The following is a 20,147-nucleotide window of genomic DNA, read 5'->3' as shown; positions in this document are numbered from 1 at the left end:
TCCTCAAATTTTATCGAGCAGATTGCGCGCTTCCAGGTTTCGGATCAGCGCCCTTATGCCGAATGTCCATTCGGGACATTTGTCGGTCCTGTCGACCCAATTGACGAGGCGACCGAGCTTGGGAGTTGATATCTCCACACGGTCGCCGACTTCATGTGTGAAACCTTGTCCGGCACCGCGACGGTCCTTGACAGGTGCGAACATCGTGCCAAGGAACAACACGGCGCCGTCTGGGTATTGATGATTGCGGTTCATCATCTGCGATGCAAGATTTTCAGGATCGCGACTAATCGCTTCCATCGGGCTTTCGCCGGTCATCTCGAAACCGTCAGCTCCGTGAACAGTCAGCGACAGCTTGAGCTTGCGCAACACATCCATGGTGAATTCGCCATCGAACAGGCGAATAAAGGGACCGATAGCACAAGAAGCATTGTTATCCTTGGCTTTGCCGAGCAAAAGAGCCGAACGCCCTTCGACGTCCCTGAGATTGACATCGTTGCCCAGAGTTGCTCCAACAATGCGTCCATCAGAAGCGACGATCAAAACCACTTCCGGTTCCGGGTTGTTCCATTGTGAAATCGGTAGAATGCCGACAGTTGCGCCGCACCCGACGGCGGACATCGGCTGGGACTTGGTGAAAATCTCTGCATCAGGGCCAATACCCACTTCCAGATATTGTGACCAGAGCCCCATTTCTTGAAGGAGTGCTTTAACCTCCGCCGCCTTTTCGGAACCAGCTGCGACGCCTCTCAAATTGTCGCCAATGACAGGGGCCAGACGTTCGCGAATTTCACGGGCGCGGGAGGGGTCGCCTTTTGCCTGTTCTTCGATCACGCGTTCAAGCATGCTGTCTGCAAAGGTGACACCGGCTGCTTTGATCGACTGCAGATCGATGGGAGCAAGCAGCTCTCCGCGATCACCGGAAAGAAAATCATCCAGAGAGCCGAGATTGGTGAAGTTTTCTGTGCTTTCTAACTCGCGTAACAGTGAGTTGTGCTCCAGAAGACCCGAAACTGTAGCGGACAAGCTGGATATATCGTGCACGTGACCGTTTTTCACCAGTACTGGACAAGGGCCGTTTTCGGCTTTCGACCATACGCGACCGATCAAGATCGCAGAATGGCTGTCCTCGGGCAAAATCGCCGTTGCTTTCACTTCACGCTTGTCTTGCACAGATATCCTCCCATTTCATGACCTTTCCCATAGGTCATATGTTGTCAGGATGTCTGACAACAAGAGCGTTATTGTTATTAGCAGTCTGGGGCTGTGTCCAGACTTTAGGCCGAGCCAACATCAAAAATTAGATCGATCTGTTTTTCTTCGGCTGACGGTATAGGCCTTGTCCATTTCTGGGTGAAGTTCCATGCCAAGTCCTGCGCCGGGTGGAACCGTGATCATCCCGTTCTTCACTTCGGGCAGGGCCGTGACCAGATCGCGATACCAGGTCTTGTAGAATGCGCGGACGCTTTCCTGAATGAGGGCATTCGGTGCATTCAGTGACAGGTGCGTTGAGGCACACAAGACGACTGGTCCGGTACAATCATGAGGGGCGACCGGCAGATGCCAGGCCTCCGCCATGGCGGCAATTTTGCGGGCTTCCGAGAGACCACCACACCAGCTCAAATCGAGCATGACGACGCCAGCCACTCCAGTTTCGAGAAGATCACGAAACGCCCAGCGACTCCCCAGTGTTTCAGAGGCGCAGATCGGCGCTATGCTTGCTTCCGCATAACGCTTGAGACTGCCAAGACTATCCATCTTGATCGGGTCTTCGTGCCAGAAGGTCTTGAAAGGCGCGAGTTCACGGGCGATCTGCATGGCAGGCAAGAGCTGCCACATTGAATGAAATTCAACCATGATATCCATGCGGTCACCGACGGCTGCACGGATTTTCTCGAAAGGCTGTAATGCCGCCTTTAGATCAGACTGAGAGATATACTGCCCGCGTGTCTTTTCTGCCGCCATGTCGAATGGCCAGATTTTCATCGCAGTTATGCCCTCGTCCAGCAACGAGAGCGCAAGTTCGTCTGCGTGGTGCAGGAAGCCATTAAGATCGTCATAATTAGCTCCAGCACCCGCCAGACCATAATTGGCGGATTGCTGGCCGGTAGCCTTCTTGATGTATTCCGTTCCGGCGCAGGTATTATAGGTTCGGATGGACTGACGGCTGAAACCGCCGAGAAGTTGAGCAATCGGGAGGTTGGCAGCTTTGCCGTATAGATCCCACAGGGCAATATCGAATGCAGAGTTGCCGCGCACTTCCGCGCCGGTTGAACGGAAACCGAGATAGCCCACAAGGTCAGATGCCAGCAGATCGATTTGCAAAGGATCGCGACCGACAACGCGCGGCGCAACATATTCGTGGAGATAGGCCTCGACCGTTTCGGACATGAAAAAGGTCTCACCGAGTCCGGTAATTCCTTCGTCCGTATGAACTTCCACCCACAACAGGTTTGGCCGTTCGGCGATACGGATGGTTTCGATTGCGGTGATCTTCATTGCACCTCCCAATGCAGCTCGATTGCCTGCAAACTAGCTTTTCTGACCTTCATTGAGCTTTTCAAGATGAAGGAGCAGGGCGCTGTGATCCTTCTCGCCACCGCCTTCGTCCACGAAAGCTGCGAAGGCTTCGCGTACGGTCTCGGTCAATGGTAAGCTCAACGATAGGTCGCCCGCAGTCTTGAGGATCGAATTGAGATCTTTGAGCTGGATGCGCGATGTGCCGCCCGGCTCAAAATTTCGGTCAATCATCCGTTTGCCGTGCAGTTCGAGAATGCGGCTTTCACAGAAACCACCGCGGATGGCGTCGCGAAATGCTGCCCGCGACCCACCGCCTTTTTCAACCAGAACCATTGCTTCAGCGATTGCTCCGATAGTTACGGCGACAATCTGCTGATTGGCAAGTTTTGCGAGCTGACCGGCACCTGACGGGCCGACGCGGGTGAGGCGTCCCATTGGTTTGAACACATCGGCAAGGCCAGCGATGATCGCTTCATCTCCTCCGGCCATGATGGCAAGCGTGCCTTCCTGGGCACCCACCACGCCACCGGAAACCGGGGCATCGATGTGATTGATGTCAATTGCCTTTAGACGCTTGGTATGTTCGCGTGCGAAGTCTGGTGAAATTGAACTCATGTCAATGACTGCACTGCCTTTTTTCAAGACTGCTGCGGCCCCTCGATCGAAAAGGACGTCGCGTACTGCCGGGCCATCGGTCAACATCGTGATGACTAAATCCGCGGTCTCTGCTGCCTCGGCGGCAGACTGAGCAAGTTTGGCACCTTTTTCAGCAAGAGGGGCAGCCTTGGCGCTGTTCCGGTTCCAGACGGTTACATCAAAGCCTGCATCCAGAAGCCGACTGGCCATTGGTGCGCCCATCAGGCCGGTTCCAAGAAAAGCGATCTTGCGTGTCAACGTTGGCCTCCCATTTCATCTTCGATGTGAACGCGAATGATCTCATCAAAGGATGTTTCAGCGGTGAAGCCAAGAGCCTGGGCGCGTTTTGCTTCAAAACCGGGAGCCCAGCCTGCAACCATACGCATGATCATTTCGTCTGGCTCATGGCGGATCAGACCTACCGCCTTTTCCCCCGCAACGCGACGTAATGCTTCAATCTGCTCGCCTACAGTCGCACTGAGGCCCGGCATGGAAAGATTGCGACGTGCTCCAAGTGCTTCCGTATCGATGGTGGCTCCATGGATTAGAAAGCCGACGGCTGAGCGCGGCGAAGCATGCCAATGCCGGACATCTTCAGGAACAGGCAAGATTGCTTCTTGCCCGGAGAGTGGCTCACGCAGGATATTGGAGAAAAAGCCGGATGCAGCCTTGTTCGGTTTGCCGGGGCGTATGCAGATCGTTGGCAGGCGAACGCCGATGCCGTCGAAGAAACCGCGCCGGGTGTAGTCTGACAACAGAAGTTCGCTGATAGCCTTCTGCGTGCCGTAGCTCGTCAACGGGGTCGTGTGAAATTCATCAGGGATCGGGTAGGGGAGCGGAGCACCAAAAACGGCAATGGACGATGTGAAAACCACGCGAGGCTTATAGCCGTCAGCAATGTGTGCAAGCCTGATCGCATCGAACAGATGGCGGGTGCCATCCAGATTGATTCGATACCCCTTATCGAAATCTAGTTCTGCTTCACCGGACACGATTGCCGCGAGGTGGAAGATGACGTCAGGGCGTCCTGACACGATCTTCTGAGCGGTTTCCATGGTGGATATATCTGCTGCCAGAGTATCGACCGATCCTGCAAAGCCTTTCGGAGGTTCCGCTGCAACGATATCGATAAGTGTCAGTTTTTCAACTGGAGTTTCCCCGAGATGGCCGTCGTTTGAAAGGCGCTGTGTTAGTTTGCGCCCGACCATGCCGGCAGCGCCGATGATTGCAATATGCATCTAGAAGGCTCCTCCTTGCCTCGCAGCCGACCCTACTCGAAAACGTGGCGTTGGCTACCATTACGACACTTCTCCAGTCTCCTACCAGATTTGTGTTGTAGGGTTGTCTGATAACCTTATATGTAGGCATTGAAAACGGTTTTCTCCATCATGCCACAGGAATGAAACGGAAAAGCCTGCCGCATCTTAAAAACTGTCGTACATCCGCGACAGCGCATTGCATATCGGTAAAGCCAAGAGGATATCATGTACGGTTCGGGGGACATGACTGGAAACAAGCAGGCCGATCTCGTTGCTCTTTTGGGCGATGATCTGGTTATGACCGGGAGAAACGACATGCTTGGCTATTGTCGCGACTGGCCGGGGGATGTGGAGAATACGGCAGTTGCCTTGATCCGACCACGTTCGACAGCGGAGGTTTCTGCTGCGGTTAAAGCCTGCACCTCACTGGGGTTGTCTATCATTCCGCAAGGCGGAAATACCGGTTTGGTGCAAGGCGGCGTACCGGATGGGCGCGACAATCTGGTCATTCTAAGCCTTGAGCGGATGGATCATATTCGGAAGATTGATCCGGATGATTTTTCGGCGGTTGTGGATGCCGGTTGCATTCTCTCCGAAATGAAAGACAAACTGGCAGCCGAAGGGATGTTTTTTCCATTAGCACTTGGTGCACAGGGAAGCTGCCGCATCGGGGGAAATGTCAGCACCAATGCCGGAGGCATCAACGTGTTGCGTTATGGCATGACCCGTGAGCTGGTCCTGGGGCTGGAGGTTGTGCTGCCAGACGGTACGATATTCAATGGTCTTTCGACGTTGAGAAAAGACAATCGTGGGATTGACCTGAAACAGCTATTTATCGGGGCAGAAGGCATTCTGGGAGTAGTGACCGGTGTGGCAATCAAACTTATGCCCTTACCGGACAAGGTGGAAACTGCCCTGCTGGGGCTCAATTCGCTGGATGACGCGATTACCCTTTATCGGCGCGCGCGTGTGCAGTGCTGTGATTTGATGTCCGCCTTTGAATTCATGCCGCCAGTGGCTTTTACCTTGGCGCGAGAGGCGATGCCGGAGCTTGCCATGCCACTTGGACAATACCCGGCCTATGTCTTGATGGAGGTCTCGGGTTCAGGGCTGGTCGACATACTATCCTTGATGGAACAGTTTCTCGCTGGCGCGATGGAAGATGGCCTCGTTCTTGACGGGACAATAGCGTCCTCTCGTGCGCAAGGTCAAAATCTCTGGACATTTCGTGAAGCGATGAACGAAGGACAGGCGCTGCGTGGCAAGCACCTGCGTACCGACATCTCGGTACCGCTTTCAAAGCTGGCATCATTCGTCGGAGAAACAGAAAGGGAACTGGCCAAGGTCCTTCCAGATTGTCTCGCCGTTTCTTATGGGCATGTCGGCGACGGCAACGTGCATCTCAATGTAATTCCTGAAAGCAATCTCGATGTTGCGGCGAAAGACAAGAAGATCAAACTTGCCAAGGAAACGATCAATGCTGTTCTGGATCGTTACGCAGGCAGCATCAGTGCAGAGCACGGCATTGGTCGCCTCAAAAGGGAAGATTTCGAGAAGCGCATTGACCCTGCACGGCGAAAACTGCTTGAAGGTATCAAGCAAGTCATCGATCCGGACAATATCATGAATCCGGGCTGCCAGCTTTCTCTTGACTCTTCAAAAGGCTGACGACACACCGCTTGAACGGGCAATCAGGGAGACTTCATCAATTTGTTTGGCGAAATCAGGCGTAACGAGCAGCTTCCGGGACGTATTGCTTCGGAAATTACGCGGCAGATCAGTGAAGGTAGTCTTCTGCCGGGACAAAAGTTGCCGACAGAACATAATCTTGCACAAAGCTTCGGTGTCAGCCGGTCGGTCGTACGTGAAGCGATTGCCCAGTTGCGTAACGAGGGCCTGGTTGAAACCCGACAGGGTGTAGGTGCATTTGTAACGGAACCCGACAGGCGGCATGCTCTCCGCATAGAACCTGAAACACTTGCCAATCGTGACAGTTTCCGCAGCCTGTTCCAGTTGCGAATGGCGTTGGAGATAGAAGCGGCGGGGCTAGCTGCGGTGCATCATGATGAACAAGACATGATGCAACTGAATGAAGCACTCGCAGAGATGAGCGGTTCGAAAAAATGGACGGATACCGGTATTGCTGCTGATCTGACATTTCACCGTGCGCTCGCTTCCGCAACACATAACGAATATTTTCCGCTGGTTCTGGGTTTCATTGCCGAACGCATCAATCAGGCAATCAATGCGGCGCGTGCGCGGGCGGTACTAGAGCAGATTGTCGAGATTACAATCAATGAACACACCGCAATCAGGGATGCGATTCGTTCACGTGATCCGTTGCGAGCGCGCGAAGTGATGCGCCAACACATTATGCAGGCGGCAAGCCGCGTCGGTCTCAAACTGGAAACTTTCTGATGGCTCCTTCTTTCGAACTATTCAGTCTGGAAGGGCGCATAGGTCTGATTACCGGCTCAAGCCAGGGTATCGGCTTTGCATTGGCTCAGGGGCTTGCAGAACATGGAGCAACGGTAATCATCAATGGCCGTGATCAAAACAAGGTGGATAAGGCCGTTACGCTACTGGAAAACGAGGGCCATACGGTCTTTGCGTCGGTGTTCGATGTGACGGTTGCTGAAGAAGTTCGTGCAGCTATTGATGCGATTGAAGAGGAAATCGGTGCGCTCGATATTCTGGTCAATAATGCCGGGATGCAATATCGCGCGCCGCTTGAAGATTTTCCGATCGAGAAGTGGCAGCAGCTTCTGGAAACCAACATTTCCAGCGCATTTTATGCTGGGCAGGCAGCTGCGCGCCATATGATCCCACGAGGACACGGCAAGATAATCAACATTGCTTCGGTTCAAAGTGAACTGGCACGACCTTCCATTGCACCTTATACGGCAACAAAGGGAGCTATCCGTAACCTGACGCGCGGCATGGCCACCGATTGGGCCCGACATGGTTTGCAGATCAATGCGGTCGCTCCCGGCTATTTCAAGACTCCGCTGAATCAGGCATTGGTTGATAACCACGAATTTACGGCATGGCTGGAGAAAAGGACGCCGGCGGGGCGTTGGGGTGACGTGGAAGAGTTGGTCGGCGCTGCAGTATTCCTGAGCAGCGATGCCTCCTCTTTCGTCAATGGACAGGTTTTGCACGTCGATGGCGGCATGACCGCGAGTGTATGAGGAATTGATGCTGCGTATTATCGTTATGGGTGTTTCGGGTTCCGGAAAATCAACCGTAGGCGAGAAGATTGCCGATGAACTGGCGCTCCCGTTTCTTGAGGGCGACTCTCTTCATCCGAAGTCCAATGTCGATAAGATGTCAGCGGGCATCCCCTTGCAGGATGAGGATCGTTGGCCCTGGCTCGACAAAATCGGTGAACGTCTTGCGGCTTCGACCGACGGAATCGTTGTTTCCTGTTCCGCACTGAAGAAGAGCTATCGTGAACGTCTCCGCTCTGCTGCTGGTACACCGGTGCTGTTTGTTTTTCTGGATGGCAGTTTTGAAGTGTTGCACGAGCACATGGGGCATCGCACTGGGCATTTCATGCCGGTCACTATGCTGGAAAGCCAGATCGCCACGCTCGAAAGCCCTGTTGGAGAGCCGCTGGTCTTCCGTGCAGATATCGCCGAGACCGTGGAAAAAATTGTTTCCGACAGTCTCGAATGGATACGCTCAGTTCAGTTCTAGGACTATTTCAGGGGCCAGAAGAACATCAGTGTTGGGACTGTTACAATCGCTATAATGATTGATAGCGGTAATCCCAGACGTGGATAATCGCTGAATTTATAACCACCTGGCCCCATGACCAGCGTATTGCATTGATGGCCGATTGGCGTGAGGAAGTCACACCCTGCGCCGATCGCAACCGCCATCAAAAAGGCCTCCGGCTTGAAACCAAGTCCGGAAGCAAAACTTGTGGCGATGGGAGCCATGACGAGCACTGTCGCAGCATTGTTAAGAAATGGCGTCACCATCATCGCTGCTACAAGAATGAGCGCCAACGCACCTGCTGGCGGCAACTGATGGCCGATTGTGGCGAGCCCTTCTGCGATGAGGTCCGTGCCACCGGTTGTTCGGAGCGCATCCGAAACCGGGATGAGTGCCGCAAGCATCACTAGAATTGGACCGTCGATTTCGTCATAGACCTCGTTGAGAGGTATCACCTTGAACAGCAGCATAGCGACAGCGGCGGCAAAGAAAGCCACCGCCACTGGTACAAGGCTTAACGCGGTTGCCCCGATGGCAGCGATCAGAATGGCGAGCGGGATCAACCCGCGCCGAACGCTGCCAAGCATAAGCTTGCGACGGGCAAGCGGCAGCAATTCGAACTCCGGCAGGAAGGTGGACAGATTTGCTTGTCTGCCTTGCAGTACGACCACGTCACCGAAACGGAGGATGACTTCACTGAGACGCTCAGTAATACGTTCGCCTGGCCGGCTGACCGCCAGAAGGTTCAGATCGTACCGCGCAAAAAGGGCAAGTCTCTGGGCCGTTAGGCCGATTAGGCGCGAGTTCTTGCCGATAACAGCTTCCACAACCTCGATGTCGGTGGAACCGCTTGTCTCGGACGGATTGCGGTTCTCGGACAGGGTAAGCTTTCCGGCACTTATGACAGCATCGAGCGCTTTTGGATCGCCTTCAAGAAGAACGACATCGCCTTCGTTCAGGATCGTATCTGGAAGTGGCGTCAATCGCTGGTCGTTGCGTATGATGGAAGTCACCATCGCTTCACCTTCTGCTGCCTTGATGAGATCGGTCACGCGCTTGCCGGTCATCGTCGAAGTCTTGGTGATACGCGCTTCGGAAGCATAATTCTTGATCTTGATTGCCTCATCCAGCGATACGTTTTCGCGAGTGCGCTGGGGAACGAGCCAGTAGAAGAGTACCAGATAGACGAGTCCTACGACTGACAGTACAGCGCCGACGGGCGTAAAATCGAACATTGTGAAGGGCTCACCAACCATTTCGCCGCGAATGCGAGAAACAACGATGTTGGGCGAAGTGCCCACTTGGGTCATCAAACCACCGAGCAACGCACCGAAGGCCATAGGCATGAGAAAGGTCGATGGAGAAACATTGGAACGACGCGCGAATTGAAAAGCAACCGGTATCATGATTGCCAGTGCGCCGACATTCTTGACAAAAGCGGAGAGAACGGTGACGACTGCCACCAGCACGGCAAGTTGGAGCCGAACGCTATTCATTTCTGGCAGAAAACGCTGCACCGCCGCCTGCATAAGGCCGGAACGTGCGACACCCGCACTGACCACCAACGCACTGCCAACGATGATAACGATGTCGTCGCTGAAACCCGAAAATGCGTGATCGAAGGGCACAACCCCAACTGCTATTGCCAGGAGAAGTGCACAAAGTGCGACCACATCATAACGGAACTTGCCCCAGATAAACGCTCCCATCATGAGTATGATTACCGCGAAGGAGAGTATCTGCTGATGCGTCATCTATCGGGATTTCCTCACAGGCGGAAAAATATTCCACTTCTCTGTAACCGATAAATTCTAAAACAGAAATCGATTATTATAGCGGGTTGCGCTCCGTCGAAGGGCGCAACCCGTTTCATGTCAATCATTTACACGCTGGCCATCATTGCTGAAAACATGCACGTTTCCAGAGGAAGCGCCAACTCTGACAGTCTCATCAATGTTATGTGCCGACCGTCCGGCAACGCGGAAGATAAGCGGCTTGCCATCTGACAACGCAGCGTGGATGTAGCTTTCTGCACCGACGAGTTCGACAGCTTCAATACGAATGGTTGCATTAAATCCGTCAGCGTCCGGCTCGCCATCTTCCAGAATACGGATATCCTCTGGGCGAACACCGATGGTGAAACTCCCGTCAGGTTTTTGTACCGCGCTGCCTGTCGCCCAACCGGTGCTTTCTGTGCTTTGCAGCAGGTTCATTGATGGGGAACCGATAAATGTCGCGACGAAGGTGGAGGCAGGTTTTTCGTAAAGCTCGATCGGCGTGCCAACCTGTTCGATATGGCCGGCATTCAGCACGACAAGACGATCAGCCATGGTCATGGCCTCCATCTGGTCGTGTGTCACGTAAACGCTGGTGGTGCCAAGCGAGCGCTGTAGGCGCTTGATCTCGACACGCATCTGCACGCGCAGTTTTGCGTCCAGATTGGACAACGGTTCATCAAAGAGGAAAGCTGCCGGTTCGCGCACAATGGCACGCCCCATGGCGACACGCTGGCGTTGACCACCAGAAAGCTGACGGGGCTTGCGCTCAAGGAACGGCTCGATTTCAAGCGCCTTCGCAGCCTTGGCGATGCGGCGCTCGATCTCGTCCTTTGGTGTTTTGCGGTTCTTCAGGCCATAGGCGAGGTTCTCGCGCACCGACATATGCGGATAGAGCGCATAGTTCTGAAACACCATGGCTATATCGCGCTCTGCGGGTTCCACTTCGTTGACCACGCGATCGCCAATGGAGATTGTGCCGGATGTAATACCTTCAAGACCCGCTATCATGCGCAGGAGAGTGGATTTACCGCAGCCTGAAGGGCCTACCAGCACCACAAATTCACCGTCGTGAATCTCCAGCGATACGCCTTTGATGACTTCAACATTGCCGCCATAGCTCTTGCGGACGTTATCAAGAACGATTTTGCTCATTACTTTTCCGTTTCAACGAGACCTTTAACGAACCAGCGCTGCATCAACACCACAACGAGGATCGGCGGGATGATGGCCAGAATGGCTGTTACCATGACGTAATTCCACGGCGTGGACGCGTCAGCCCAATCGACCATGCGGCGCAGGCCGATGATGATCGTGTTCATCTTGGCATCATTGGTAACCAGCAGTGGCCAGAGATACTGGGTCCATCCGTAAATGAAGAGAATGACGAAAAGCGCTGCAATATTCGTCTTCGAAAGGGGGAGCAGGATATCCCGCATGAAACGGAATGGCCCGGCATTGTCGATACGCGCTGCTTCAACCAATTCCCCCGGAATGGTGAGGAAGAACTGACGGAAGAGGAATGTCGCTGTCGCGGATGCCATCAATGGCAGCGTAAGCCCGGCATAGGTATCGATCATGCCGAGATCCACGATCACTTTGTAGGTTGGCAGGATACGAACCTCCACAGGCAGCATCAACGTTATGAAGATCATCCAGAAGAAGAACATGCGCATTGGAAAGCGGAAAAACACAATCGCGAAAGCCGACATGAACGAAATGATGATCTTGCCGACGGCGATTGCCATTGCGACCACGAACGAGTTCCAGAGAAGTCGTTCAAGACTTACACCAACAACACGCTCCACACCGCCAAAGATGGCTTCGCCGTAGTTTTCGACGAAATGGTCGCCGGGCAACAGCGAGATTGGCGGGCGAATGATCTGCGTTGACGTCATCGTTGAAGCGACGAAGGTGTAGTAGATCGGAAAGGCAACAATAATGATGCCAAGGATCAGGATCAGATGGCCGATCAGGCTGGAGATTGGGCGTTTTTCTATCATTGTCGCCTCACTCACGAATAATGCACGCGCTTCTCAACGAAGCGGAACTGGAATGCGGTCAAGGCAATTACGATTGCCATCAAAATAACAGACTGTGCCGAGGAAGAGCCCAGATTCAGATTGACGAAGCCATCGTTGTAAACTTTGTAGACTAGCGTTTCGGTGGCTTTGGCAGGGCCGCCGCCGGTCACGGCATGGATGATGCCGAACGTGTCAAAGAAGGCGTAAACCGTATTCACGACCAGCAAGAAGAAGGAGGTCGGTGCAAGAAGTGGAAATACGATAGACCAGAATCGCCGCGCTCCGCGTGCGCCATCGATGGCTGCTGCTTCGATCAACGATTTAGGAATTGCTTGTAAGCCTGCGACAAAGAACAGGAAATTATAGGAAATCTGCTTCCAGGCCGCGGCAACGACGACGAGGCCCATAGCCTGATTGCCGTCAAGCAGCGGATCCCATGCAATGCCATTACGGCGCAGAATATACGCAAAAGTACCCATCGCTGGGTTGAACATGAAGAGCCACAACATGCCGGCTACAGCAGGAGCTACGGCATAGGGCCAGATCAGGAGCGTACGATAAAATGTCTTGCCACGGATGACGCGATCTGCCGCCGTTGCAAGCAACAACGCTGCGCCCATGGCAAGCAGCGCGGTCAGAACGTTAAAGACAATCGTTACTCTGAATGAATGTAGATAGTTCGGGTCGGCCAGAACGGTTGTGAAGTTCGCAAGGCCTACAAAAGCAGACTTCAGCCCGAATGCGTCTTCACGCATGAAAGACTGATAAATTGCCTGACTGGCTGGCCAGAAGAAAAACACCACAGTCAGAACGATCTGCGGGGCCAGCAGGAAGTAGGGCAAGATTTTATTTGGAAAGGTAACTTTCTGCACGGGGAGCTTCCTCGTGGGTGACAAGGCCGCCCACCACAAGGGCAGGCGGCGTTGTGTTTATGTGATCAATTATTGAGCTGCGGCAATCGCGTCGTTGGCGCGCTTGACAGCGTTTTCAAGTGCAGTTTTCGCATCCTGCTTGCCGCCGAGCATTGCTTCGAACTCTTCGTTCAGAATATCGCGCACCTGCGGCAAGTTGACGAGACGCACGCCCTTCGAATTTTCGGTCGGTGCCTTGCCCATCATCTGCAGGATAGGTGTTTCGCGGCCCGGATTCTTTTCATAGAAATCCGACTTCTTGGTTTCCTCGTATGCCGCCAGTGTTACAGGCAGATAGCCGGATTTTTCGTGCAGCTTGACCTGAATTTTGGTTTGCGAGAGGAAGTTGAAGAATTCTGCGACGCCCTTGTATTGTTCGTCGCTAAGGCCTGCGAAGACCCACAGAGATGCACCGCCAGGGATCGTATTCTGCGGGCCGTGACCTTCGTAGTAAGGCAGCTGGCCGATGCCGTAATTGATACCCGACTTAACAACATCGCCGAGACCGCCGGAGGATTCGGTCAGCATTGCGCATTCACCAGAGGTGAAAAGCTGCTTGGCTTCCGATGTGCGGCCGCCGTAGCGGAACGTACCGTCTTTCGCGAGATCGGCAATCGACTGGAAGTGCTGAATGTAAAGCGGCGAGTTGATTTCGAGCTTCACATCGGTGCCGCCGAGACCGTTTTCATTCGTGCCATAAGGAACGTTGTTCCAAGCCGCGAAGTTTTCGGTCTGAATCCAGGTCAGCCATGTGGAAGTGAAACCGCACGGTGCCGCACCGCTGGATTTGATCTTCTTGGCAGCTTCGAAAACTTCAGGCCAGGTTTTCGGCGGATTGTTTTCGTCGAGACCAGCCTTCTTGAAGACATCCTTATTGTAATAGAGGATTGGTGACGAGGAGTTGTACGGAAAGGACAACATGGTGCCGTCTGGCTTCGAATAGTAAGCGACGATGCCAGGCAGATACTGCGACTTGTCGAATTTGAAGCCACCCTTTTCCAGAACTTCTGCAGCTGGAACCATTGCACCTTCGGCAGCCATCATAACACCGCTACCGGCGTCGAAGACCTGAAGGATTGCGGGGGGCTGCTTAGAGCGGAACGCAGCGATGCCGGCATTCAGCGTTTCGGGATAAGTTCCCTTGTAGACAGGAACAATCTTATATTCGCTCTGGCTTTCGTTGAACTCCTTCGAGAGTTCATTGACCATTTCGTTGTTGGCACCGGTCATGCCGTGCCACCATGCCAGCTCCGTCTGGGCAAATGCCTGAGAACTGATGGTGAGGGCGAGGGCGCTTGTCAGCGCCGAAGTCGTGATCAGACGGATAAGCATGTTTCCTCCTCGAGTGTGAGATTGCGTGAACATTTGAGTTCCTTGGTGATGGTCTCAAAGCCCCGACATCTGCGATATTTTCATTGCACCTATATGAATGCAATTTTTGCCAAAGGATCAACCTTCGATTCTTCCAATGGCAGAATAAATCCGAAAACGATAGCGTTCGAAACGAAAAAAACCGAAAGGAAAGTGATATTCGTGGGGAGAACATGCGTATAATTAATGGGTTGGGAACGCCACGTAATGCCATTTCCGCATGATGACTGCTGGTTCGCCGTTCAACGGATTGACCAATGTGCAAGACTGAACTGATATATGCCTTTCGAATCTGACCGGCGGTTTTACTGAGTTTTGTCTTCAACCGGATCGGACATTGCCCAACTTGCTGACAGGTGAAGTTATGCCGAGTGACGATCGCAGGAAAAGTCGCGTTACGCTGCTGGATGTGGCACGCCATGCCAACGTATCGCGCGCGACGGCTTCCCTTGTCATCCGCAAAAGCCCGTTGGTGGGAACAGTAACGCGCGAAAAAGTAGAAAAAGCCCTTCAGGAGTTGGGCTATGTCTACAATATGGGGGCTGCTAGCCTCCGGGTAGAGAGGTCTAATACGGTTGGCGTCATCGTGCCCACCCTTGGCAACCCGTTTTACGGCGAATTGCTTTCAGGAATAGACAGTGTTGTGGGTGAAGCAGGGCTGGTCGTTCTTCTCGCCAATAGTCACGAGAACTTCACCAATCAGAGTACCCTTATGCAGCGTATGCGTGAGCATGGTGTTGATGGCGTGATCGTTTCGCCAACAGCGGAAACAGCACCGGAGTTCGTCGAGCAGCTTGCTGACTGGGGCTTGCCTATTGTGCAGGTGTTGCGTCATGTGACCGATCGTGTCGATTATGCAGGCGTTGATTACGCGGGTGGTATGCGGCAGGCGGTCAATCATCTGGCCACACTTGGGCACAGGACAATCGCATTCGCTGTGCACGGGCCGATTCATTCCGCTTACCGCGAACGTGTCGAAGGTTTTCGCGAGGCAATGCAACAACAAGGGCTCGATCCTGAGATGATTGTCCGCTTTCCGCAGACGATGCCGGACATCGCCAAAGCGGCTCCGCTTCTCTTTCAGGACGGCCGGAAGCCGACAGCTGCCGTCTGCTTCAATGACGTGATTGCGCTAGGCCTTTCGGCAGGGCTTTATGATTGCGGGAGAATGGTTGGTGAGGATGTTTCGTTGATCGGCTTCGACGATGTAAGCGATGCTGAAGCAACCCGCCCCCGGTTGAGTTCCGTGTCAACCCGACCTGTTACGGTTGGTGAGAATGCCGCTGGATTGCTTCTTTCCCGTTTGGCAAACCCGGAAAAACAGGCGCAGCGGATCATCAGCGAAACATATTTGCGAGTTCGACAGTCCTGTGGACCGGTAAGAGCCTCTGTTATCTAATCCCAATTAATGATTGACGTATGAGGCTAAACGCATTTAGATCGATCTAAATTATTGCTGCCGGGAGGAAAAATCGGCACAGTTGCGTACCGGGAGGTTCAGCATTGTATAATTTCAACTTCGCGCCTGTTTTCGCGTCGCTGGATAAGTTGCTTGTCGGCGCATGGCAGACAATTGAATTGTCTTGCGCGGCGATGGTGCTCGGCCTGATTGTTTCGATAGTCTGCGCGCTTGGGAAGACGTCTGGACCAAAGCCAGTACGCTTAATCATTGATGCCTATATCGAAATTATCCGCAACACGCCATTCCTGGTGCAGATCTTCTTCATCTTCTTTGGATTGCCTTCTGCTGGTTTGCGATTGTCGCCCAACAGTGCAGCGCTTCTGGCGCTGGTGGTGAACTTCGGTGCTTACGGTACCGAGATTATTCGTGCTGGCATTGAATCCATTCACAAAGGTCAGGTGGAAGCAGGAACCGCACTCGGTCTCTCAAAGCTGCAAGTGTTCCGCTATGTGATCATGAAACCAGCTTTGCGGACGGTTTATCCGTCACTCACCAGCCAGTTTATCTATCTGATGCTGACTTCGAGTGTGGTTTCCGTAATTTCCGCAAACGAACTTGCAGCGGCGGGTAACGATCTACAGTCGGCGACCTTCGCGAGTTTTGAGGTCTATATTGTTATCACGCTCATGTATCTCGTCATGTCCATCGGTTTCTCGGCCATTTTCTCAGTGATCGAGAAGGTGGCTTTTAAATACCCGTTGAGCTGATAGGAGCGGGCCATGATCAGACCTTTCGGCTGGAACGAATTTCTCATTATCGTCTATGCAGCGCAGTGGACCATTGCTCTTTCGGCTATTGCCTTTGTCGGCGGTGGCATCGGAGGGCTGCTTGTCGCGCTGATGCGTGTTTCGGACGCTCGCACCCCACGTTACATCGCACTCGGCTTTATCAGGCTGTTTCAGGGTACACCGCTTCTGATGCAGCTCTTCCTGGTGTTCTTCGGCCTTAATATTTTCGGTCTGGGTATCAACCCCTGGATTGCTGCGACGATTGCGCTGACATTGCATGCAAGCGCTTTTCTCGGGGAGATTTGGCGCGGCTGCATTGATGCAGTGCCGCCCGGCCAACGTGAAGCGGCGACGGCATTAGGGCTGCGCTACTACAATCGTATGCGCTATGTGGTCCTGCCACAAGCCGCACGCATTTCCGTTGCGCCGACAGTGGGCTTTCTCGTGCAGCTCATCAAAGGCACTTCGCTTGCCGCGATCATCGGATTTACAGAACTGACGCGACAGGGACAGATCATCAACAACGCGACGTTCAGCCCGTTCATGGTGTTTGGCACGGTAGCGGCTGTCTATTTTGTCCTATGCTGGCCGTTATCGATTTTGGCACGCCGAATGGAAACGAGGTTTTCTCGCGCTACAGCTCGGTAATTGGGGACTTTGGTAAGACGATCAGTATTTCCGACCGAATGTAAACCAACACGGCGTCAGGAAATGCGTTGAAAATAACGAAACGGTGCCGGTGAGGAGACTGGTACTTAATGGGAAGGGATAAACATGACTATTACCAGACGTTTGGCAATGGCCCTGATTGGTGCGGGTGCCCTTGCAACGGCGTTGGCACCGGCTGCATTCGCTCAGACCGTTGACGACATCAAGTCCGCTGGAAAAATCAAGATCGGTATGCTGGTCGACTTTCCGCCATTTGGCATCATGAACACCAGCAATGAACCGGATGGGTATGACGCCGATGTCGCGAAGTTGCTGGCGAAGGAGCTGGGCGTCGACGCACAGATCGTGCCGGTCACCGGTCCAAACCGTATTCCTTATCTGCAGAGCGGACAGGTGGACGTTCTGGTTGCCTCGCTGGGCATCACCGAGGAACGGGCAAAGAGCGTTGATTTCTCGCAGCCTTATGCCGGTATTTCGATTGGCGTATTCGGACCGAAGGACACCGTTGTTACAAAGCCGGAGGATCTTTCTGGCAAATCGATCGGTGTCGCTCGTGCTTCGACACAGGACACGGCAGTAACCAAGGTAGCGCCGCAGGATGCCAACATTCGTCGTTTCGATGATGATGCGAGCGCAGTGCAAGCCCTGCTTTCGGGACAGGTTGAGTTGATCGGGCTCTCCAATGTAGTGGCTGCCGAAATCGAAAAAGCTGCTCCGGGCCGCTACGATCAGAAAATCCAGCTCAGCCAGCAAGTACAGGGTATCGCTGTTCGCAAGGGGGCGACGGAAATGCTCGAATTCGTCAACAAGTTCATCGAAAAGGCGAAGAGCGACGGCGAACTGAACAAGATTCATGAAAAGTGGCTCGGTGCGCCACTGCCGGATTTTGTCTCTCAGGCAAAGTAAGCTCTCGAATTCCGTCTTGCCCGTCCATCCGACGGGCATGACGATCCAGTCCACGAAAGTGAGTTTCTCGACATGAACCAGATGGCTCAGGGAAAAGCGAACCGGTTGCCGCAGGATGCTTCAGATCCTGCAGTGCTCATGCAGGGAGTAAACAAGTGGTACGGCACTTATCATGCTCTCAGAGATATTGATCTGAATGTCGCTCGCGGTGAACGCATTGTTATTTGCGGCCCGTCTGGCTCGGGGAAGTCGACCCTCATCCGTTGTATCAATCAGCTGGAGACCATTCAGAAAGGCCGCATCATTGTAGACGGCCACGATCTGACGGCAGGTGGAAAGAATGTAGATATCGTGCGGCAGGAAACCGGCATGGTTTTTCAGCAGTTCAACCTCTTTCCGCACATGACGGTTCTTGAGAATTGTACTCTGGCTCCAATGAAAGTGCGCGGTGTTTCGAAAACTGAAGCTGAGAAGACAGCGCGCAAATATCTCGAGCGTGTCCGCATTCCTGAACAGGCGGATAAGTATCCGGCCCAGCTATCGGGTGGCCAGCAACAGCGTGTGGCGATTGCCCGTGCCCTCTGCATGAATCCCAAGATCATGCTTTTTGATGAACCGACTTCCGCACTCGATCCAGAAATGGTCAAGGAAGTTCTGGACACCATGATCGATCTCGCCAAGGAAGGCATGACCATGCTCTGCGTTACCCATGAAATGGGTTTCGCGCGGCAGGTGGCAGATCGTGTCATCTTCATGGATCAAGGACAAATTCTTGAAATGGCGGAGCCGGAGGAATTTTTCGGCAATCCGAAGCATGAGCGCACGAAAGCATTTATCGGTCAGATTTCCTGAGCGTCTCTAGTAGTTTAGTAATGGAGTTTGAAGTGACGAACGAAGTTCTGCTTATCGAGCCGATGATGCCGTTGATCGAAGAGCGATTGGACGCAGCTTACAAGGTTCTTCGCCTATACAAGCCGGAAGACACGACGTCGATTGACGCGGCACTTGGCACCATTCGTGCTGTTGTTACTGGTGGCGGAACGGGGCTTTCCAATGGTTGGATGGAGCGTATGCCATCGCTCGGCCTCATTGCCATCAACGGCGTTGGGACGGACAAGGTCGATCTTGCTTTTGCGCGGGATCGCAATGTGCATGTCAGCACCACACCTGGCGTTTTGACCGATGATGTTGCCGACACAGGCATTGCTCTCATGCTGGCGGTTATGCGCCATGTTGTTCAGGGCGATCAATTCGTGCGGGAAGGCAAATGGGAGCGTCGTGAAGCATTTCCTCTTGGCGTTAGTCCCAAGGGGAAGCGGGTTGGCGTCCTGGGCCTTGGCCAGATCGGAAAGTCGTTTGCACGACGTGCAGAAGCATTCGGCATGGAAGTACACTATTGGAACCGCTCTCCTGTCGCGGGCACAAACTGGATTGCACATGCGACGCCCGTGGAACTAGCGCAGCAGAGCGACGTACTCGCAGTGTGCGTCGCGGCTAATCCGTCGACGGCGAATATTGTGAACGCGGATGTGCTAGCAGCGCTTGGAAGCAAGGGTTATCTAATCAATGTGGCCCGGGGCAGTGTGGTTGACGAAGATGCGCTCCTGGCCGCTTTGAATAACGGAACTATCGCCGGTGCTGGCCTTGATGTTTTCGTTAATGAACCCACGATCAGGGAGGATTTTCTGACAGCGTCAAATACCGTGCTGATGCCGCATCAAGGCAGCGCAACGGTTGAAACACGTGTCGGAATGGGTGAGCTCGTACTCGCCAATCTTGCCGCATATTTTTCCGGCGATGTCCCGCCCACCAAAGTAAACTGAGTTATTCCCATGATTGTTAGACAGGCCTTCTTTGAAGGCGCTATTCATGTTGGGCGCGAGGATGCGTTCAAGGCTTATGTAGCCGATACCCTTATGCCGATGTGGCTTGAATTTCCGGGTATCAGGGAAGTCCGCGTTCTTTATGCTGTCGAACGCGATGGAGGTGCACCAGCCTACCCGATGGTGCTTTGGACCATGTATGACAGTGAGGAGGCGTTGACGGAAGCGCTCGCGTCACCTGTGCGATATGAAAGCCGGGAGGCAACGAAAGTGCTTCTGGAAATGTTCGACGGTCATATCCACCATCATGTTTTCGATCTCACCCTACGAGGGTGAGATCGTT

The 20,147-nt window shown here is 53.5% G+C and carries 20 protein-coding genes; 11 read left to right on the top strand and 9 right to left on the bottom strand.

All coding sequences use genetic code 11. The features are described from left to right. Positions 1–3 precede the first annotated feature (3 nt). The 4 genes from AAE521_RS01435 to denD all read right to left on the bottom strand — a co-directional run bounded on the left by AAE521_RS01435 (position 4) and on the right by denD (position 4,394). Positions 4–1,173, bottom strand: a complete 1,170-nt coding sequence (locus tag AAE521_RS01435) for a fumarylacetoacetate hydrolase family protein (protein WP_342060314.1) — start codon at positions 1,171–1,173, stop codon at positions 4–6. A 120-nt stretch (positions 1,174–1,293) separates the two neighbouring features. Further along, positions 1,294–2,499: a mandelate racemase/muconate lactonizing enzyme family protein gene (locus AAE521_RS01430; RefSeq protein WP_342060313.1), complete on the bottom strand. Its 1,206-nt coding sequence runs from the start codon at positions 2,497–2,499 to the stop codon at positions 1,294–1,296. A gap of 33 nt (positions 2,500–2,532) precedes the next feature. Beyond that, the gene (locus tag AAE521_RS01425) at positions 2,533–3,414 is read right to left on the bottom strand and encodes an NAD(P)-dependent oxidoreductase (RefSeq protein ID WP_342060312.1); all 882 of its coding nucleotides are present in this window, start codon (positions 3,412–3,414) and stop codon (positions 2,533–2,535) included. Then, positions 3,411–4,394 carry a D-erythronate dehydrogenase gene (denD, locus tag AAE521_RS01420; protein WP_342060311.1) on the bottom strand — a complete coding sequence of 328 codons (984 nt, stop codon included), beginning with the start codon at positions 4,392–4,394 and terminating at the stop codon, positions 3,411–3,413. The genes AAE521_RS01425 and denD overlap by 4 nt, the downstream gene beginning before the upstream one ends. A 246-nt stretch (positions 4,395–4,640) precedes the next feature. Here denD and AAE521_RS01415 point away from each other — a divergent pair, with 246 nt between their 5' ends. From AAE521_RS01415 to AAE521_RS01400, 4 genes are read left to right on the top strand one after another with little or no spacing between them, the layout of a single operon-like run. Continuing rightward, complete coding sequence (locus AAE521_RS01415) at positions 4,641–6,083, top strand: FAD-binding oxidoreductase (RefSeq protein ID WP_342060310.1); 1,443 nt, start codon at positions 4,641–4,643, stop codon at positions 6,081–6,083. A gap of 42 nt (positions 6,084–6,125) precedes the next feature. Then, positions 6,126–6,833 (top strand): FadR/GntR family transcriptional regulator, encoded by a 708-nt coding sequence (locus AAE521_RS01410; RefSeq protein ID WP_071632194.1) that lies wholly within the window; start codon positions 6,126–6,128, stop codon positions 6,831–6,833. Further along, positions 6,833–7,606: an SDR family oxidoreductase gene (locus tag AAE521_RS01405; protein ID WP_342060309.1), complete on the top strand. Its 774-nt coding sequence runs from the start codon at positions 6,833–6,835 to the stop codon at positions 7,604–7,606. The genes AAE521_RS01410 and AAE521_RS01405 overlap by 1 nt, the downstream gene beginning before the upstream one ends. 7 nt (positions 7,607–7,613) lie before the next feature. After that, complete coding sequence (locus AAE521_RS01400; protein ID WP_071632196.1) at positions 7,614–8,114, top strand: gluconokinase; 501 nt, start codon at positions 7,614–7,616, stop codon at positions 8,112–8,114. 2 nt (positions 8,115–8,116) lie between these two features. On the opposite strand, the gene AAE521_RS01395 is transcribed toward AAE521_RS01400, so the two are convergent. From AAE521_RS01395 to ugpB, 5 genes are all read right to left on the bottom strand, one after another. Next, positions 8,117–9,889, bottom strand: a complete 1,773-nt coding sequence (locus AAE521_RS01395; RefSeq protein ID WP_071632197.1) for an SLC13 family permease — start codon at positions 9,887–9,889, stop codon at positions 8,117–8,119. A 120-nt stretch (positions 9,890–10,009) separates the two neighbouring features. Beyond that, positions 10,010–11,065 carry a sn-glycerol-3-phosphate import ATP-binding protein UgpC gene (locus AAE521_RS01390; protein ID WP_342060308.1) on the bottom strand — a complete coding sequence of 352 codons (1,056 nt, stop codon included), beginning with the start codon at positions 11,063–11,065 and terminating at the stop codon, positions 10,010–10,012. After that, on the bottom strand, positions 11,065–11,913 hold the full coding sequence (gene ugpE, locus AAE521_RS01385) for a sn-glycerol-3-phosphate ABC transporter permease UgpE (protein WP_010658939.1): 849 nt from the start codon (positions 11,911–11,913) through the stop codon (positions 11,065–11,067). The genes AAE521_RS01390 and ugpE overlap by 1 nt, the downstream gene beginning before the upstream one ends. Before the next feature lie 11 nt (positions 11,914–11,924). Beyond that, the gene (gene ugpA, locus AAE521_RS01380; RefSeq protein ID WP_342060307.1) at positions 11,925–12,806 is read right to left on the bottom strand and encodes a sn-glycerol-3-phosphate ABC transporter permease UgpA; all 882 of its coding nucleotides are present in this window, start codon (positions 12,804–12,806) and stop codon (positions 11,925–11,927) included. A 69-nt stretch (positions 12,807–12,875) separates the two neighbouring features. Then, positions 12,876–14,177, bottom strand: a complete 1,302-nt coding sequence (gene ugpB, locus AAE521_RS01375) for a sn-glycerol-3-phosphate ABC transporter substrate-binding protein UgpB (protein WP_071632200.1) — start codon at positions 14,175–14,177, stop codon at positions 12,876–12,878. A 403-nt stretch (positions 14,178–14,580) separates the two neighbouring features. On the opposite strand from ugpB, the gene AAE521_RS01370 reads away from it, so the two are divergent. From AAE521_RS01370 to AAE521_RS01340, 7 genes are all read left to right on the top strand, one after another. Continuing rightward, positions 14,581–15,615 carry a LacI family DNA-binding transcriptional regulator gene (locus AAE521_RS01370; protein ID WP_071632201.1) on the top strand — a complete coding sequence of 345 codons (1,035 nt, stop codon included), beginning with the start codon at positions 14,581–14,583 and terminating at the stop codon, positions 15,613–15,615. A 104-nt stretch (positions 15,616–15,719) separates the two neighbouring features. Continuing rightward, entirely contained in the window at positions 15,720–16,385 is a 666-nt protein-coding gene (locus tag AAE521_RS01365; RefSeq protein WP_342060306.1) for an amino acid ABC transporter permease, read from the top strand. A gap of 12 nt (positions 16,386–16,397) precedes the next feature. Next, positions 16,398–17,054: an amino acid ABC transporter permease gene (locus AAE521_RS01360; RefSeq protein ID WP_071632203.1), complete on the top strand. Its 657-nt coding sequence runs from the start codon at positions 16,398–16,400 to the stop codon at positions 17,052–17,054. A 126-nt stretch (positions 17,055–17,180) separates the two neighbouring features. Continuing rightward, on the top strand, positions 17,181–17,981 hold the full coding sequence (locus tag AAE521_RS01355; protein ID WP_010658933.1) for a transporter substrate-binding domain-containing protein: 801 nt from the start codon (positions 17,181–17,183) through the stop codon (positions 17,979–17,981). A 72-nt stretch (positions 17,982–18,053) separates the two neighbouring features. Further along, positions 18,054–18,833 carry an amino acid ABC transporter ATP-binding protein gene (locus AAE521_RS01350; protein ID WP_029375977.1) on the top strand — a complete coding sequence of 260 codons (780 nt, stop codon included), beginning with the start codon at positions 18,054–18,056 and terminating at the stop codon, positions 18,831–18,833. Between the two features lie 20 nt (positions 18,834–18,853). Next, positions 18,854–19,804 (top strand): 2-hydroxyacid dehydrogenase, encoded by a 951-nt coding sequence (locus AAE521_RS01345; RefSeq protein WP_342060305.1) that lies wholly within the window; start codon positions 18,854–18,856, stop codon positions 19,802–19,804. A gap of 9 nt (positions 19,805–19,813) precedes the next feature. Beyond that, positions 19,814–20,140, top strand: coding sequence for an EthD domain-containing protein (locus AAE521_RS01340; protein WP_342060304.1), 327 nt, complete (start codon positions 19,814–19,816; stop codon positions 20,138–20,140). Positions 20,141–20,147: the final 7 nt, after the last annotated feature.

Origin of the sequence: Brucella cytisi, assembly GCF_038433355.1 — a bacterium.
GTDB lineage: Bacteria > Pseudomonadota > Alphaproteobacteria > Rhizobiales > Rhizobiaceae > Brucella > Brucella cytisi.
Note: the sequence above shows the minus strand (reverse complement) of the source record. Positions and strands in the feature narration are given on the sequence as shown.